13 protein-coding genes are annotated in these 15,209 nt (G+C 37.8%); 10 read left to right on the plus strand and 3 right to left on the minus strand.

The features are described from left to right. Positions 1 to 109 precede the first annotated feature (109 nt). The 3 genes from LX92_RS09365 to LX92_RS22905 all read right to left on the minus strand — a co-directional run bounded on the left by LX92_RS09365 (position 110) and on the right by LX92_RS22905 (position 1,565). On the minus strand, positions 110 to 802 hold the full coding sequence (locus LX92_RS09365) for a LytR/AlgR family response regulator transcription factor (RefSeq protein WP_109650025.1): 693 nt from the start codon (positions 800 to 802) through the stop codon (positions 110 to 112). A gap of 224 nt (positions 803 to 1,026) precedes the next feature. Next, entirely contained in the window at positions 1,027 to 1,107 is an 81-nt protein-coding gene (locus LX92_RS22730) for a hypothetical protein (RefSeq protein ID WP_223308351.1), read from the minus strand. A 320-nt stretch (positions 1,108 to 1,427) separates the two neighbouring features. Then, entirely contained in the window at positions 1,428 to 1,565 is a 138-nt protein-coding gene (locus LX92_RS22905) for a hypothetical protein (protein WP_262509840.1), read from the minus strand. A gap of 834 nt (positions 1,566 to 2,399) precedes the next feature. Between LX92_RS22905 and LX92_RS09375 the strand changes: the two genes are divergently transcribed. The 10 genes from LX92_RS09375 (at position 2,400) to LX92_RS09425 (ending at position 15,197) form a co-directional block, all read left to right on the plus strand. After that, the gene (locus tag LX92_RS09375) at positions 2,400 to 2,951 is read left to right on the plus strand and encodes an RNA polymerase sigma factor (protein WP_109650026.1); all 552 of its coding nucleotides are present in this window, start codon (positions 2,400 to 2,402) and stop codon (positions 2,949 to 2,951) included. A 92-nt stretch (positions 2,952 to 3,043) separates the two neighbouring features. After that, on the plus strand, positions 3,044 to 3,970 hold the full coding sequence (locus LX92_RS09380; protein WP_109650027.1) for a FecR family protein: 927 nt from the start codon (positions 3,044 to 3,046) through the stop codon (positions 3,968 to 3,970). Between the two features lie 74 nt (positions 3,971 to 4,044). Beyond that, positions 4,045 to 7,542, plus strand: a complete 3,498-nt coding sequence (locus LX92_RS09385; protein ID WP_109650028.1) for a SusC/RagA family TonB-linked outer membrane protein — start codon at positions 4,045 to 4,047, stop codon at positions 7,540 to 7,542. Between the two features lie 11 nt (positions 7,543 to 7,553). Beyond that, a complete protein-coding gene (locus LX92_RS09390) occupies positions 7,554 to 9,287 on the plus strand; it encodes a RagB/SusD family nutrient uptake outer membrane protein (RefSeq protein WP_109650029.1) in 1,734 nt (577 codons plus the stop codon). Between the two features lie 25 nt (positions 9,288 to 9,312). Further along, positions 9,313 to 10,170, plus strand: coding sequence for an endonuclease/exonuclease/phosphatase family protein (locus LX92_RS09395; RefSeq protein WP_170117819.1), 858 nt, complete (start codon positions 9,313 to 9,315; stop codon positions 10,168 to 10,170). 100 nt (positions 10,171 to 10,270) lie between these two features. Then, complete coding sequence (locus LX92_RS09400) at positions 10,271 to 11,458, plus strand: metallophosphoesterase (protein WP_170117820.1); 1,188 nt, start codon at positions 10,271 to 10,273, stop codon at positions 11,456 to 11,458. Between the two features lie 1,107 nt (positions 11,459 to 12,565). Further along, positions 12,566 to 13,012 (plus strand): hypothetical protein, encoded by a 447-nt coding sequence (locus LX92_RS09410; protein WP_109650033.1) that lies wholly within the window; start codon positions 12,566 to 12,568, stop codon positions 13,010 to 13,012. Between the two features lie 380 nt (positions 13,013 to 13,392). Further along, positions 13,393 to 13,680, plus strand: coding sequence for a hypothetical protein (locus LX92_RS09415; protein WP_109650034.1), 288 nt, complete (start codon positions 13,393 to 13,395; stop codon positions 13,678 to 13,680). Positions 13,681 to 14,094: 414 nt separating this feature from the next. After that, positions 14,095 to 14,571, plus strand: coding sequence for a cupin domain-containing protein (locus LX92_RS09420; protein ID WP_109650035.1), 477 nt, complete (start codon positions 14,095 to 14,097; stop codon positions 14,569 to 14,571). A gap of 359 nt (positions 14,572 to 14,930) precedes the next feature. Then, positions 14,931 to 15,197: a hypothetical protein gene (locus LX92_RS09425; RefSeq protein WP_109650036.1), complete on the plus strand. Its 267-nt coding sequence runs from the start codon at positions 14,931 to 14,933 to the stop codon at positions 15,195 to 15,197. Positions 15,198 to 15,209: the final 12 nt, after the last annotated feature.

Here is a 15,209-nt window from a genome sequence, read left to right on the forward strand (position 1 = left end):
AAATCAGCACTTATAGAATATCCTACAGAAGACCCCATCAAATCATGCCATGGCTAAAACGACAAATTGTATTGGCATGGTCACTTCATTGTAAACTCTCGAGAAATACCTAAACGCCATTAAGTGCCTCCATCAATTCCGTTTTTTTGTTTCGGCTCAATGGTATCAGTCTTCCAGCAACTTCAACTTTTTTACTATTGAACTTTTCGACCTTTTCCAGATTTACAATATAGGATTTGTGGATTCTCAGGAATTTATCCTCTGGCAACTGTTGTTCAAAGGATTTCATGGTAGAGAGTATTACGATATTGGCCTCATCCGTTACCAGTTTGACATAATCCCCTAGCGCCTCGACCCATTTTATATTGTTCAGGACAACCTTACGCTTTTTCAAATTACTTTTCACGAAGATATATTCAGCATCCCCGTCAACCTTGTGCATCTTCCCATAATTGGCCATTGCCCTTTTTACGGCATTATTGAAACGGGTCAGGGTAATCGGTTTGTGCAGGTAATCCGTTACGTCATAATCAAAGGCCCGAAGTGCATAATCCGGTTTGCCGGTAATCAAGATTACCTGTGGCGGGTTCACCAAGGATTCTAAAAGATCAAAACCATTGATGATCGGCATTTCCACATCCAAGAAAATAAGGTCGATATCATTGTTGTTTATCCCGTTCTTTGCCTCAATGGCATTGCTGTACTCCGCTACCATTTCCAGGTTTGGGTGGTTGTCAACTAATTTGGCCACGGCCATCCGCTGTATGTATGAATCGTCTACAATTATACTTCTCAATTTCATTCGTGGTAATCTTTGGGGTTAAATCATCAGCAAGGTATATGAACATCATTTTTCACCGCAATAAAAGATGTGAATAGGGGATTAAATGTTGTGTAGATGGAAATAATAATGGTTTTAATATTTGGCTAAGATTATTATATGGGGACCGTTATCCTTGGCCAATATCTTACGATGGGGTTTATATAGATATCACTTATTTTTATTTCATATTTTTGTTTGCAAATTCACAGTATAATTTCGCAGAAACCTTCTTCGATTTTTGGTCGGGCTTTTCGATAGTCAATAATATAGTAGTGTTCCCTCAAATCAGGAGTGAGAATTGGTTTTTTGATTTCCGTAAGTGCGGGGTATGGGAATCTTCGATTGGAATAATTTCAAGATTTTTGTATTCATCCAGGGGCAATCAAACCCATCCATAGCCGAACAACTTAACGACTGAAAAGGAAACTGTTCTTTGAATTGATGATATCAGCCAAAATCACGCGTTGTCAATTCTCCAATTTCTTTCTACCTCAGGCGAAAGACAATGCAAAAAGAAACTGTGATTGGAATTTTGGGCAGTATTGTTGTATAACGCATAATTATTGTCAATAAGCCCTTTCTAAATAATGATTTCGATACGGCTCTATTCTATTGGCGTACACATTACTGAACCTGTCAGATTGTTTACATCGGCTTCATGGTGTTTTTCGTAATGGTTATCAAATGTCTTTTCGGTAATGAAAGGGCTTAAGGAATTATTGTTATATGGTAAATATGGTATTAGCTACGTAATGATCATCATTTTTATTTAAACACAAATGAATTTTAATGGGTGTTTGCTTTCTCCATTAAAACTTCCTTAGACTTCCCGATTACAAATGGACTTGATTCCACGTTTTGGCTAGGGGGCGAAGTATTACTTCCCGGCAAAGGGGGGAGGGGTAGTGAAGTGGAAAGCCAAAAAGGGGATTAGGTCCAAGACTTATTTAGTGAAGCTCTTTGCCTGGAATATGATGAAAGGCAACGTGCTGAACGGATCATAAAAACTGAATATTCTTTCTGACGGGTTTTAAAGCGAACTAAACTATTATAATGTAGGTTTGGATTTAAGGAGACTCTTTTTTTTCGATTCCATAAAACGTCAATCAACCAAACTACAAAAGGAGAACAAGAATGGGAGGTTCTTGGAAAGACCGCATGATTATTGATAAGTCAAACTCTTATTTCAGGTCCTTTTCAAGCTTTTTTACATAAAATCGTATACGCTGATTATTAGAACATTTTTAAATTTATATGTTTTGTATAACTAACAGAATTATTTAAAGGATTAATGTTTTTTAGGACTTTATCAGGAATCCGAATCTTAGGATTCCATCTTAGAATAGTTCAAAATTTCACACAGCCAACATAATAAAATAAACCTTGTTTTGAGCCAATTTCGGTTACCCATTTTTTATTTGGAACTGTTTATGTAAGACCTTATTTATGGTGTCGGGCATTCATTATGATAAAAGGATTTTTCATTATAATACCCCTTCATCATGAGACAGTTCTTTAATCTAAGCTTTACTTTTAGTTAATGTTCCTGACTTAAATATTTGATTTATTTGTGTCCATGCAGGAACATAAGATTAACCGTATTTCTTCCTTCGATTTGATGGAGAGAATTAAGAATTCCGATCAATTGGCTCTCCGAATCCTATATGGTAGGCTTTGGGAACGTATGTATGTGTTGGCTTTTAGTATGCTACATGACGAAGCTGTTTCTAAGGATATTGTCCAAGAGATTTGGATAGATCTCTGGGAAAGAAGAAATAAGATTCTTAATCAGAACATAGAAGCTTACATCATTAAGGCAACAAGATTTAAGGTTTTCAAAGTTTTGAGGGATACAAAGATGAATATCGTACCAGAGGAATTTTTGGAAGGATTGAGTACTTCTGATGCTGATGGGACTTTGGAAAAAATATATGTTAAGGAAACAGAGTCCAAGATCCATAAAGCCGTGGAAAAGCTTCCGAAAAAATGCAATCAGGTATTTCTCCTAAGTAGAAAAGAAGGTTTGGCAAACGCTGAAATTTCGAAGATGTTGAATATCTCCCAAAGGACCGTGGAAACCCATATTTCCAATGCTATAGTCCGTATAAAGCGGGAACTTACCATATAGGAGCCAAACCCTATGTTTCCCTTTTTTTAAAATAATCAATTTTTTTTACGTGTGACGGTGATGTTCTGGTATATAGTATTAGAACATTAGACATGACCGAAAAACAATTCAAAGAGCTTCTAGATAAATATCTGCAAGGAAAAACTTCGCCGAAAGAGGAAAAAATACTAAATGATTTCCAAGACTTCGCAATTTCACATTCAACAGCAAGTGTTTTTAAAAACGATGACAATAAGAAAAGGATCGAAGAAGAAGTCTTTGGTAACATTGAAGGTCATATAAACAAAAAAGTTTCTACAGGAACATGGATGAGGATAGCGGCCTCGATAGTAATCCTAATAGGTATAGGAACATTTTTTTACAATATGGATATTTCGAATGCCATAGTGATTACGAACAATTCCGAAACCTTTAAAACCACCAAACTTGAAGACGGAAGCCTAATTACGCTCAACGCAAACAGTTCATTACGTTTTGACAATAATCATAAGGGAGTACGACTTGCAGAGTTGGATGGTGAAGCCTTTTTTGAAATAGCAAGGGATGAACAAAAGCCTTTCATCATTACGACAGGATCAATAAGTACAAAGGTTTTGGGAACTAGTTTTAATATAAAGGAAACCGATTCTGTTATTGATGTTACGGTAGCTACAGGTCTCGTTCAAGTTTCCAATGGTGTCAATGCCGTAAAATTAAAACCTAACCAGAGGGTTGAATACAGCTCAATGTCAAAATCTTTTAAAACTACCGAAATAGATCACAATCTGTACACATCCTGGTATAAGAATAAGGCTGAGTTTAATGAAGTTAGAATGGTTGATTTAGCCAAATATTTAGAATCTAGATTTAGTGTGAATATCACGTTTATAAAGGAAAGGACAAAAAATGTTCAAATGACCTTGACCATTGCCCAAGAAGAATCTTTGGAGGACATATTGAATACGATCAATTATATCAGTGAATTAAAACTAACCAAAATCCAAACCAATGAAATAGAAGCCAATTTTAAAAACCAATAGAAACGGAGAAGGGTCTGCTGCTACAGACCCCTCAATTATAAGCGTCGAATGTCAAAATATAAACAACACTTAATATGAAAATAGATTTTAATTATTTTAAACCTAAACTGTCAATATTGGCATTCCTATGCTTTATAGGGGTCTATGCTTCCGGCAGTTCAAATGAGCCAAATATAAGTATTAAACTTAAAGATGCTAGGCTTGTTCAGATTTTTTCCGAGTTGGAACAAAAAACCGATTATGAATTTAGTTATGGTCAATTTGTACTGAAGAATGAAATAAAATATTCAGTTGTCCAAGAAAATAGTCCATTGGAAAAAGTACTGGAAAGTTTATCAAAAAAGGCCAATTTCATTTATAGAATCGATAAAAACCATGTATTGGTTGCAGAAAGCCCTAAAACAGGAAGTGCAGAACAGCAAGGCACTATTGAAGGGTTGGTAGTTGATAGTGATGGGAATCCATTGCCAGGAGCCACTATTATGGAAAAAGGAACCAATAATGGTACCACTACTGATTTTGACGGCAATTTTTCCCTTAAAATCTCTGGTGCTTCGGCAACAATCCAGATAACCTACATAGGTTTTGAAATGCAGGAGATTACGGAAACAGTAGGTTCAAATATCGTCATTGAATTAAAATCGGGTTCCAATACTTTGGATGAGGTTGTTGTAGTTGGTTATGGAAAGAAAAGTAAGGAGAAACTAATCGACGCCGTCAACAAGGTAGATATCGCAACTATTGAAAATCGACCATTATCCAATGCCGCAAATGCGTTGCAAGGAGCGAGTCCTGGGCTTAATATTGTTCAGACCAGTGGAAAACCGGGAGACGCACCAAGGATTAACATTCGTGGATTTACCACAATAAACGGTGGTTCGCCATTGGTCATGGTAGATGGGGTTGAAGGGGATATCAACAACTTGAATCCAGATGATATTGAGGCCATAAGTGTTTTAAAGGATGCAGGGGCATCTGCGGTTTATGGAGCCAGAGGAGCGTTTGGGGTGGTATTGGTAACTACTAAAAAAGCCAAGAAAGGAGACTTTACGATTAATGTGAATCATACGACGGCCTTTAGTTCGCCCACGATGAATACGGATTTCTTAACGGACCCCTATAAGTCCACAATGTTGGTCGACGAAGCCTTTAGGACGGCCGTAGGAAGATCGTATACGGGGTATACCGAACAAGATTACGCTGCACTTCTTGAGGTTTCCCAAGATCCATCAAAGGCAAGGGTTATAACCGATATACGCAACGGTAGGGAGCAATACGTACATTATGGGGCAACCGATTGGTGGAATACGTTCTTCAGGAAAAATTCACCATCCAATATTACGAATGTTTCACTCTCTGGAGGATCGGAAAAAGTGAGGACCTTTTTCTCATACAGAAACTATCAATCTACTGGAATACTAAAAGTACAGGATGATATTTTCAAGCAATATAACCTTAGGGGGAAATTGGAGGTTGATGCAAAAGATTGGTTGACCTTTAGTAATAATATGCAGTACAATCGCTCTAATGATATACAACATGGGGGTAGTCAATACGGTAATTATTCGAATCCTTGGAGCAGCTTGATATGGGTACATGCCTTACCGGCTTATGTACCGGTCAATCCGGATGGTAATGCCCTTTGGAGGACCGAATTGAATAACTATACGGTAGGGGATGGGATTTATGCCGCACTTCTGCATGGTAAATCAAAACAGGAAACTGATAATCAAGAGTTTTCGAATATCGCAACAGCCATCATTACGCCTTTTGAGGGTATGGAAATAACAACAAGTTATGCCCTGCGAAAAATGACGTACAATAGATATCAAAGATCTACGAGAATACCGTATTCGATATTTACTGATGAAGTCGGTATTATGGGAAGCGATAGGTTGACCGAATACAACAGCCAATCAAGTTACAATGCTTTTAACGTGTATGGGGAGTATCGAAAACAGTTATCAGATCATTTTATAAGTGCTATGGTAGGTTTCAATCAGGAGTCTTATGATGTTAAGAATATTGAGGCGAGTAAACTGAACAGTATATCGGACGACCTAAATTCATTAGGCTTGGCTACTTCCAATGCAGAAGCCAATGGTAGTGCTTCAGCTTGGGGATTACAAGGTCTTTTCTATAGACTTTCTTATGATTATAAGAAGAAATATCTATTGGAGCTTAATGGGCGATACGATGGTTCCTCAAGGTTTCCATCTGATTATCGATGGGGCTTTTTCCCATCTGTTTCTGCTGGATGGATTGTTTCCAACGAAGAATTCTTAAAAGAAAGCAATACAATAAATCAATTTAAATTGAGGGCTTCTTACGGGTCTTTAGGAAATCAGAACATTGATGATTATGCCTATATACCTACCTTAAACAAGGATATTGATACCGGTTACGCTATCGACGGGGGCACCTTGGATTATATTGAGTCACCAAGCTTGAATCCAAATGAAATTACTTGGGAAGAGGTAAAAACCTTAAACCTAGGAATGGACCTTTCTTTTTTTCAAAATAGATTGACGACTAATTTTGATTGGTTTCAAAGGGATACGGAAGGCATGCTTACTCAAGGAGCCACTTTGCCAAGTGTATTGGGGGCAGCTTCTCCCCAGGAAAACGCAGCAGATCTACAGACTAGAGGTTTCGAATGGTCTTTAGGGTATAATGATTCTTTTGAATTGGGTAACGATACGTTCAATTTTTCAATTGTTGGTTCCTTATCCAACTCAAAAACCAAGATTACGAAGTTTGATAACCCTACCAATAGTTTATTGGATTATTATGAAGGTATGACCATTGGTGAGTTATGGGGATATCACATTGATGGCCTTTTTCAAACAGCGGACGAAGTTGCGGCACATGCGGACCAGACAAGGGTCTCCAATAGAATTGTTGCTGCAGGAGGACTCCAACCTGGGGATGTCAAGTATATGGACTTGAATAATGACGGAGTAATCGATGAAGGGGAAAATACATTGGATAATTCGGGTGACCGCAGGATTATAGGGAATACAGCACCACAATACCTGTATAGCTTTAAGATAAATGCGGATTATAAAGGTTTTGATATATCCGCCTTTTTTCAAGGGGTTGGAAAACAGGATTGGTATCCGGATCGTGACTCAAGATTGTTTTGGGCCATGTACAACCGACCTTATGATTCGTTCATACGAAAAGATTTGGCCAATGATATTTGGACTCCTGAAAACACGGATGCATACTTCCCTAGGATGTTCGGGTATATAGCTCTTTCCGAAAGTGATGCCCTTGGTGCCGTTAACAATAGATATTTACAGGATATATCTTACCTCAGAATGAAGAACATAACCTTGGGGTATACACTTCCTTCCAAGATAATAGACCGCTTACCTTTCAACAAGCTGAGGGTTTATTTCAGTGGTGAGAATCTGTTGACATTTACCAAGCTGACTGATTATATTGATCCGGAAGCCGCTGGTAACTCAGTGAACCTTAATTCACCTTCTACTTCCGCGAATAGGAGTACGGCACAAACAGTGCCTTTTTCAAAGATTTATTCAATGGGTATTTCAATACAATTTTAAAAACACGCATTATGAAATTTAATTATTTATTATTGATCTGTATCCTATTAATGTCGGGATGTAGTGATGAGTTTTTAGACAAGGAACCACTTTCAGATGTGACTCCTGAGAATTTCTTCTTAAAATCCAGTGATTTACTACTCTATACCAACGGATTCTATAGAATGTTTCCCAGTACCTCTATATATGACGGTGACGAAACGGCTGATAATATAGTTGCAACTACGTTAAGTGAGGAAATGCGTGGTGCCAGAACCATACCGACCACTGGAGGTGGATGGGATTGGGAATACCTTAGGGATATTAATTACTTTCTTGAAAATTATGAGAAATGTGAAGATGAAGCCGCTAAATTACACTACAGTGGGGTAGCCTATTTTTTCAGGGCTTATTTTTATTTCGAAAAATTGAAAAGGTTTGGCGAAGTTCCTTACTATGAAGGTACTATTGAGGCTGATGATTTAGAAAGTCTTCAAGCTCCGAGAGAAAGTAGGCAGTTCATCACAAACAAGATCTTGGAAGATTTGGACAAGGCGATAAGTAATTTGAACGAAGAGGTTCAGGCGTATCGCATTACGAAGTACAGTGCTCTTGCACTAAAGTCCAGGGTGGGCCTTTATGAGGGAACCTATGAGAAGTATCGGGATATTACCGGTTATGAAGTATACCTCAATGCCGCTATGGAAGCTTCCTTGGATTTGATGGAGGACTCTCCTTATTCCGTTTATAGTACGGGAAGTATCGAAGCGGATTACATGAACCTGTTCAATTCACACGATGCACAGATCGCTGAAGTTATTTTAAGTAGGCAGTTTACACAAACAGTGGCCGTGGACCACAATGTAAATTACTACACCACCACGTCTTCCTATGGGAGACCGGGAATGCCCAAGGATTTGGTGAACAGTTATTTGATGGACGATGGGTCGAGGTTTACCGATAATGCCGGATATGATGAGCTGTTTTTTACTGAAGAGGTTCAGGGGAGGGATCCCCGGTTAGCACAGACCATAAGAACTCCCGGTTACACAAGAAAAGGAGAAAGTATGGAGTTGGTTCCTAATCTAGGTGCAACGATGACGGGTTATCAATTAACAAAATATGTGACCGAACCGGTTTATGATACCTATGATGAGTCTATAGGTGATTTACCTCTATTAAGGTTCGGCGAAGTTTTGTTGAACTATGCGGAAGCCAAGGCGGAATTGGGAACATTGGAACAATCCGATTTGGACGCCTCCATACAATTGTTACGGGCAAGGGTAGGTATGCCTGCCTTGAGCCTAAACGATGCCAATAGTGATCCAGATCCATTTTTGGAAGATCAATATCCTACGGTCGAAGGCACAAATAAAGGTGTAATTCTTGAGATTAGAAGAGAGCGTAGGATCGAACTTTATATGGAAAACCATAGGTGGAACGATATTGTTCGATGGAAATCCGGACAAACATTGACCCAACCTTTGCGAGGATTGTATTTTCCGGGAACTGGTGAATATGATATGGATTCAGATGGAAACGTTGATGTGGTTTTATTTGAAGGGGATGAGCCTTCCGGACAAATGACAGGTGTTCAATATATCAAAATAGGTTCTGATATGTATTTCGACGAAAACAACCTGATCAATCCCCAACCGGATTTTAATGTCAGATCTTTTAATGAAGAGCGGGATTATCTCTATCCCATTCCTAGGGTAGAATTACAATTGAATCCAAATTTAACCCAAAACCCAGGTTGGGAATAATTCGAATAATAAAATGGAAAAAAAGATGATTTATAGACTTTTTATCTTGTTTTTTATAGTGGGTTCACTGAACACATTTGCACAGGGTCCTTTAGATATAAAAGCAATGACCTTTAATATTCGATATGCCAGTCCGAATGACGGTATCAACATATGGGAGAATAGGCGCGACTGGCTTTGCAGCAGCATCGATTATTTCGATGTGGATGTTTTTGGTGCACAGGAAGTTATAAAAAGTCAATTGGACGATATGGTAACAAGGTTACCTGAATATGATCATGTGGGCATAGGCAGGAATGGGGGAGATGAAGGCGAATTTTGCCCTGTTTTTTATAAGAAAACAACCTTCGACCTATTGGATAATGGTACGTTTTGGTTGTCGGAAACACCAACAAAGGTGAATTCAAAAGGCTGGGACGCCGCTTTGCCCCGTATTGTAACATGGGTAAAGTTGAAACATTTGGGTAAAGGAAAGGAGTTTTACTTTTTTAATGTCCATTTTGATCATAAAGGGGAGACCGCTCGCTTGGAAAGTGCAAAGCTTTTAAAGAAAATGGTTCAAAAGATAGCTAAAGCGGAACCGTTCTTGATCAGTGGGGATTTTAACTTTCCGCCTTCGGCAGCACCTTATTCCGAACTTGTTGATGAGAAAGAAGCCAACGTAAAGATCTTGGATAGCAAGGCACGGGCAAAAAAGGTTTATGGTCCTTCGTACACCTTTAACGGGTTTGCGTTGGAACCCGATGAGGAAAGGGAGCGAATAGATTACATCTTCAGTAGTGGGGATGTGACTATTTTGAAACACCATACCGTTGATGGTCAAAGGGGAAATAAATATATCTCCGACCATTTCCCCATTTTGGTAGATGTACGTTTCCAATAATATTTTTTAAGTGCCGCCCTGAATGATGAGATGGGCGGCACTTTTTTTATGGTCAGGTCTGGTTATAAATAGTAAAAACAAATGTCTTAAAAAACAAAGAATGATAAAAAAGCAAAACAGGAAATCGAGTCTTCTTCACATAATAGTTGTATTGGTATGCGCTGTGAAATTCACATATGGTCAAGATATCGCCATTACACACGGCCCGTTTATTCAATATTTAACGGACAATAGTGTGGTGGTCAATTGGAGCGCTTCCGTTGATTGCGTTTCCTGGGTAGAATATTATGAGGAAGATGGCTCCAATTTTTACCAAAAAGAAAGGTTAAAAGTGTTTAGTGCAACCGGCGGATTAAAAAATATAGGTAAACGGCATTCGGTTACCATAAATGGCCTTAAACCACGAACAAAATATGCCTATCGCATTTATTCGCAGGCAGTGACAGAAGAGGGTGATTTAGGTAAAATAGCGGCGACACGGGTATATAAGAAACAACCCCTTTATTTTACGACACTAGATCGGGAAAAGGAGCAAACATCATGTGTTGTTTTAAGCGATATGCACGAAAACGGACCTAAAGTGGGGCTACTCTTGAATAATGTGGAATGGAACAAAACGGATTTTGTATTGCTGAATGGTGATTTTGTGAACAATGCTACGGGCGAAGAGGTTATATACAGTGTGTTGGATACTTGTGTGGCTATATTCGCAAAGGAAAAACCGCTATATATTGTACGCGGAAATCATGAAACAAGGGGAGCCGCAGCACGTGAATTGGATACGTACTTTCATTTCCCACAAAAGGAATACTATTATACATTTTCATCAGGATCGACTTTCTTTATCGTATTGGATTCCGGAGAGGATAAACCCGATTCGGATATGGAGTATAGCGGCATGGCGGATTTTGATTTGTACCGTAACCAACAAGCCCAATGGTTATCAAAGGTGGTAGCATCGGAAGCATTCAAGAATGCGGAACGAAAGATAGTTTTTATGCATATTCCTCCCTTTAGTAAAAAAGAAGGAAATGAATGGCATGGAGAGTTGGAAGTGAGAAATAAATTCATACCTATTTTAAATAAAGTGGATATTGATTTGATGGTATGTGGACATAAACATTCCTATTCAGTGATTCCTCGGAGCCAGGGCCGCAACAATTTTCCTATTATGGTAGTGGACCACGAATCACGAGTGGACCTATTAATCGATAAGTCCGGTATTAGCGCAAAAAGATTTGATATGGATTCAAAATTGGTTTCTGATTTATTCTTTGGTAGTAAATGATATTTGAGAAATCCATTTTTTAAGGATTTTGTTAGTTTGAGTTAGTTTTGAGAAAAGGGAGGGAAGTAATTTTCTCTCCTTTTTTTGTCTATGATACAGATATTATTTTCATATATATCATGGTGTTTTTGGGTATGAAGGGTAAGTATTTTTGTAATTGTGGCGTAGTCAGTGGGATTGTCAGGGGTAGGTGATTTCCTTGGGTAATCATTAGGTTGGTTCAAGGCTGGCAGAATTTGTTTTATGGGTAAATGGCGGTTAGGTAAGTGCCGGGTATAGCATAGTAACTCATTTAAATGGCCATTTTGGAGGGTTGTTTTAATCGCGTAACAAATCATTTTTTCAATCATTCCCCAATTGAACAAAAATTTGGCGTTCATTATGAAACAATTGCCTTTTCCTATTTAAACCAAACATATATTTGCCCAGAACCCTAAAGTTCTTATCTATCCATTTAGAGAGGGGACTATCTCTGATAGGGGATGGTTTTAAAATAGGAGCTGAAACCATTATTAATCCAGGTGCGATTTACCCGCGAAACCATCGTCTTAGGATTGATACATGTTGAACAATAAATTTGGAAGGATGTTTTAAAGAAAAAGGGCTCCTTAATAAGGAGCCCTTTACTTATGGTGGATTTTACACACTAACCATTAACTAAAATATCAGTCGCCATAAGTTATCTTTATATCTTTTAAAATTGCTGTTGGCATAAGTTGAGTCAAACCATTCATCATAAAAATACCGGGTACGCTCAATGGAGTTCAAATGTATTACATATTTGTTGTTTGACTAATGGATTCCTCATAGTTCTTGGTAAAAGAAACTATTCTATGGCCAGGGGGCTATAAAGCCTTGTCCATTATTGCTTCCTCTTATTAAATCCGGAAGTTATAATCTGAATAAACAGCCTTTAAATTATGGCAAGCGGTAGGTCTAGAATGGGATAGGATAATGTCTCGACAGACCAAAACAAATTGATGGTTTATATCTAGGATCAGGGTCAAGTACATGATGAAGATGGATGCGCTCCAGTCAATAAAATATTTTATTGAGCTACAAATCTATTGAAGGGAGCTATATCTTTGAACATTCATATAACATATTATGAACGTAATAGAATTACAGGAAGAACTAATACAATTATTGGATAACAACTATGCATCGGAGCATATTCTATCCGAATACAAGGACAAGGCCAGCTCTTCATATTTTAAAGATTATTTACAGGAATGTTCTATTTTCTTCAGGGAACTTGGAGACCACCTATATTTGGCCTTGGCCGTGGAAGGCATAAAAATGGATTTTCGGACCGTTCACGGCGGGCAATCGGAGCGCCCTTGGATTGACAATATATCGTTACGACAAACTTTAACAGATCATGAAATTCTTGAGGTCGTTCTTGAGGGTCATAGCAAGGCCGTTTCCGATATGGAAGCCGTCCTTGAAAATAAGGTTTTGCCCTATGATTTGGCCATGGTAATTGAAAAAGGACTCATGGTTTTAAAAGGACTCATCGGACATGTCCACTCACTTGCCGACCTTTCTAAATGAGAGTGTCCAACAACCAATATTTATAAAACTTGTGGTTTTTTAGGTTAAATTTTGATATTTAAGGCAAAGCCTAGGCTTTATGAGGTGGTTTTTTCAGGTAGTGGATTATTCAGAAACTCGGTGAAAACTCCCTATAAGCAGCTTTAATTTTTTGATCGAATTATCAATTTTTAAATTGGGTATGTCCTTTATGTAGAAATCTTGACCAAAAGAAGGAAGGTTGGTATTCTGTTCCCCTTTGCGATTATAAAGTTCTTTTAGCTCATTATTTATGGCACATTTTATCTCGCTCCATTATAATCAATATTTTCTTACACAATAGTTTATTGTTTTAGCGAAAAGTCTTACTTTAAAGTAATGGTTTTTAATATCGATTAGCGATGGATTCGAAGGTTTTGGGGTATGATGAACTTCTTGTCAGGTTGAGATACTTTCAATCTGATTACTATACGCGTGGACAAGCTTTGGAAGTCTATAAAATTTTGAAAGCAAATTCGAATTGTTTGATTTTTAATGATGATTTAACTGAAAAAAAATTCTACCATCAATTGGAAAGGCTTAAACGAAGCGAGTCTGCAACTGACATTGATAGGTATGCAGATAGGTTTGCACATGCATTGATGCAAATTATATTACTCGTAATAAAGGCCGATTATGTGGATGATTAGAAAGGGTTAGTCTGTCTCCTAGGGAAAAGAATTGAAAATTATAGTAGCTTATGAAATATGGTGTAGTGTAATCCTGAACATCCCAAATCCATATAATATCTTAATTTGTATGTCCCTGATGATGGAATGGCTAGAAAGTGTTTCATTTTCTTCCAGTAAAGTGATAGATATAAGTAATTCAATAAATTCAATAAAAGGATGCAAAGAGTAAATCGAAAAAGAAAAATTAGAGACGAAAAAATCAGGTCATACTGCCGATTTAGAAAACTACCCAGGGAATGTTTTATCTCTAAATCGTTTCAGACAAGTTGTATTGATTGCGCCCATAACCTTTAAAGTTCAAATAAAGGATTCTTCTGCTATATCTCAACCAGTAATACAAAACTTAAGTATCTTTATAAAAACAGGAAGTCCATGAAAAATTTCATTTTCACCCTATTTATACTTTCCCCCTTTTATTTTTATTCCCAGAAATCGGAATATTCCATAGTGTCGTATTTGGAAGAAGGTACCAAGGCACCGAATACCCATTATATCGGAGAAGCTTGGCTCAATCCTTTGATTCGCGATGATAAGGACATAGGTTATAATATGACCAAAGCTACCTTTAGGGCAAACTCAACATTGGATTGGCATAAACATACATCCGACCAGATATTGATAATTGTGGAAGGTGAAGCATATTATCAGGAAAGAGGCAAAGAACCGGTTATTCTTAAAGTTGGTGATATTATCAAATGTAAAAAAGAGACAGAGCATTGGCACTCCTCTACGAAAGAAAGTTTGGTTACCTATTTAGCATTATATGGAGGGGAACAGCCGACTATTTGGACTGAAGTATTAAGCCAAGAATATTATGATAAGGTAGCTGAGAAACTAAATGTTAATTGAAACGGTGAATACCAAAGGGATCAAGATTTAACCATTTTAAAGCCAAAAAGTCTTTGTAAAGATTAAAAAAAGGATTGAATCCAATTAATTATTTATAGGATTCACTTTGATATATCTAATCAGGTCGGTGGTAGCGGAAAATATAAGGAAGGATATCAGTGGTATTCTGATAAACGGGGTTACAATAGGTTTACTATAGGGTATTTTGCAGCAATGTGCATTATTTGGTACCAAAAAGGATTTTTAATAAGGAAGCAGCAATTGGATATGGAGCCTCCATTAAAGGTGCAGATGGGGGATATGGAAATAGTGGTTTATTAAGAGCCAATATGTTGATTTTTTTGTCATATGATTAATGCTTGAAAGGACCAGGAGAAGGTCCAAAATGGGGGGTCAATAATAAAGTGTGGAAAAGAGTTATGTTGGAAGATGGTTTTTGTTCGGTCAGATATAGCGCAATACTTGGCAATCTCAGGGATAGGGGGTATCTGAGCCACGAAGACGTGGAGAAACTGTTAAAAGATTATGTTACTGCCCAAAGGGTCATTTTGGCCGCTATCAGTGATGAAAAGGCCAAGATCGTTCAGGAAGCATTGATCGATAATTATAATCGGTTGAAGTCCTGATCAAGGTTCGGG

The organism is Maribacter polysiphoniae (assembly GCF_003148665.1).
GTDB lineage: Bacteria > Bacteroidota > Bacteroidia > Flavobacteriales > Flavobacteriaceae > Maribacter_A > Maribacter_A polysiphoniae.

Excerpts from the sequence above, each read along its gene's own strand:
- LX92_RS09380 (WP_109650027.1), top strand. The coding sequence starts at position 3,044 with ATGACCGAAAAACAATTCAAAGAGCTTCTAGATAAATATCTGCAAGGA.
- LX92_RS09390 (WP_109650029.1), top strand. The coding sequence starts at position 7,554 with ATGAAATTTAATTATTTATTATTGATCTGTATCCTATTAATGTCGGGA.
- LX92_RS09400 (WP_170117820.1), top strand. The coding sequence starts at position 10,271 with ATGATAAAAAAGCAAAACAGGAAATCGAGTCTTCTTCACATAATAGTT.
- LX92_RS09410 (WP_109650033.1), top strand. The coding sequence starts at position 12,566 with ATGAACGTAATAGAATTACAGGAAGAACTAATACAATTATTGGATAAC.
- LX92_RS09365 (WP_109650025.1), bottom strand. The coding sequence starts at position 802 with ATGAAATTGAGAAGTATAATTGTAGACGATTCATACATACAGCGGATG.
- LX92_RS09385 (WP_109650028.1), top strand. The coding sequence starts at position 4,045 with ATGAAAATAGATTTTAATTATTTTAAACCTAAACTGTCAATATTGGCA.
- LX92_RS09395 (WP_170117819.1), top strand. The coding sequence starts at position 9,313 with ATGATTTATAGACTTTTTATCTTGTTTTTTATAGTGGGTTCACTGAAC.
- LX92_RS09420 (WP_109650035.1), top strand. The coding sequence starts at position 14,095 with ATGAAAAATTTCATTTTCACCCTATTTATACTTTCCCCCTTTTATTTT.
- LX92_RS09415 (WP_109650034.1), top strand. The coding sequence starts at position 13,393 with ATGGATTCGAAGGTTTTGGGGTATGATGAACTTCTTGTCAGGTTGAGA.
- LX92_RS09375 (WP_109650026.1), top strand. The coding sequence starts at position 2,400 with ATGCAGGAACATAAGATTAACCGTATTTCTTCCTTCGATTTGATGGAG.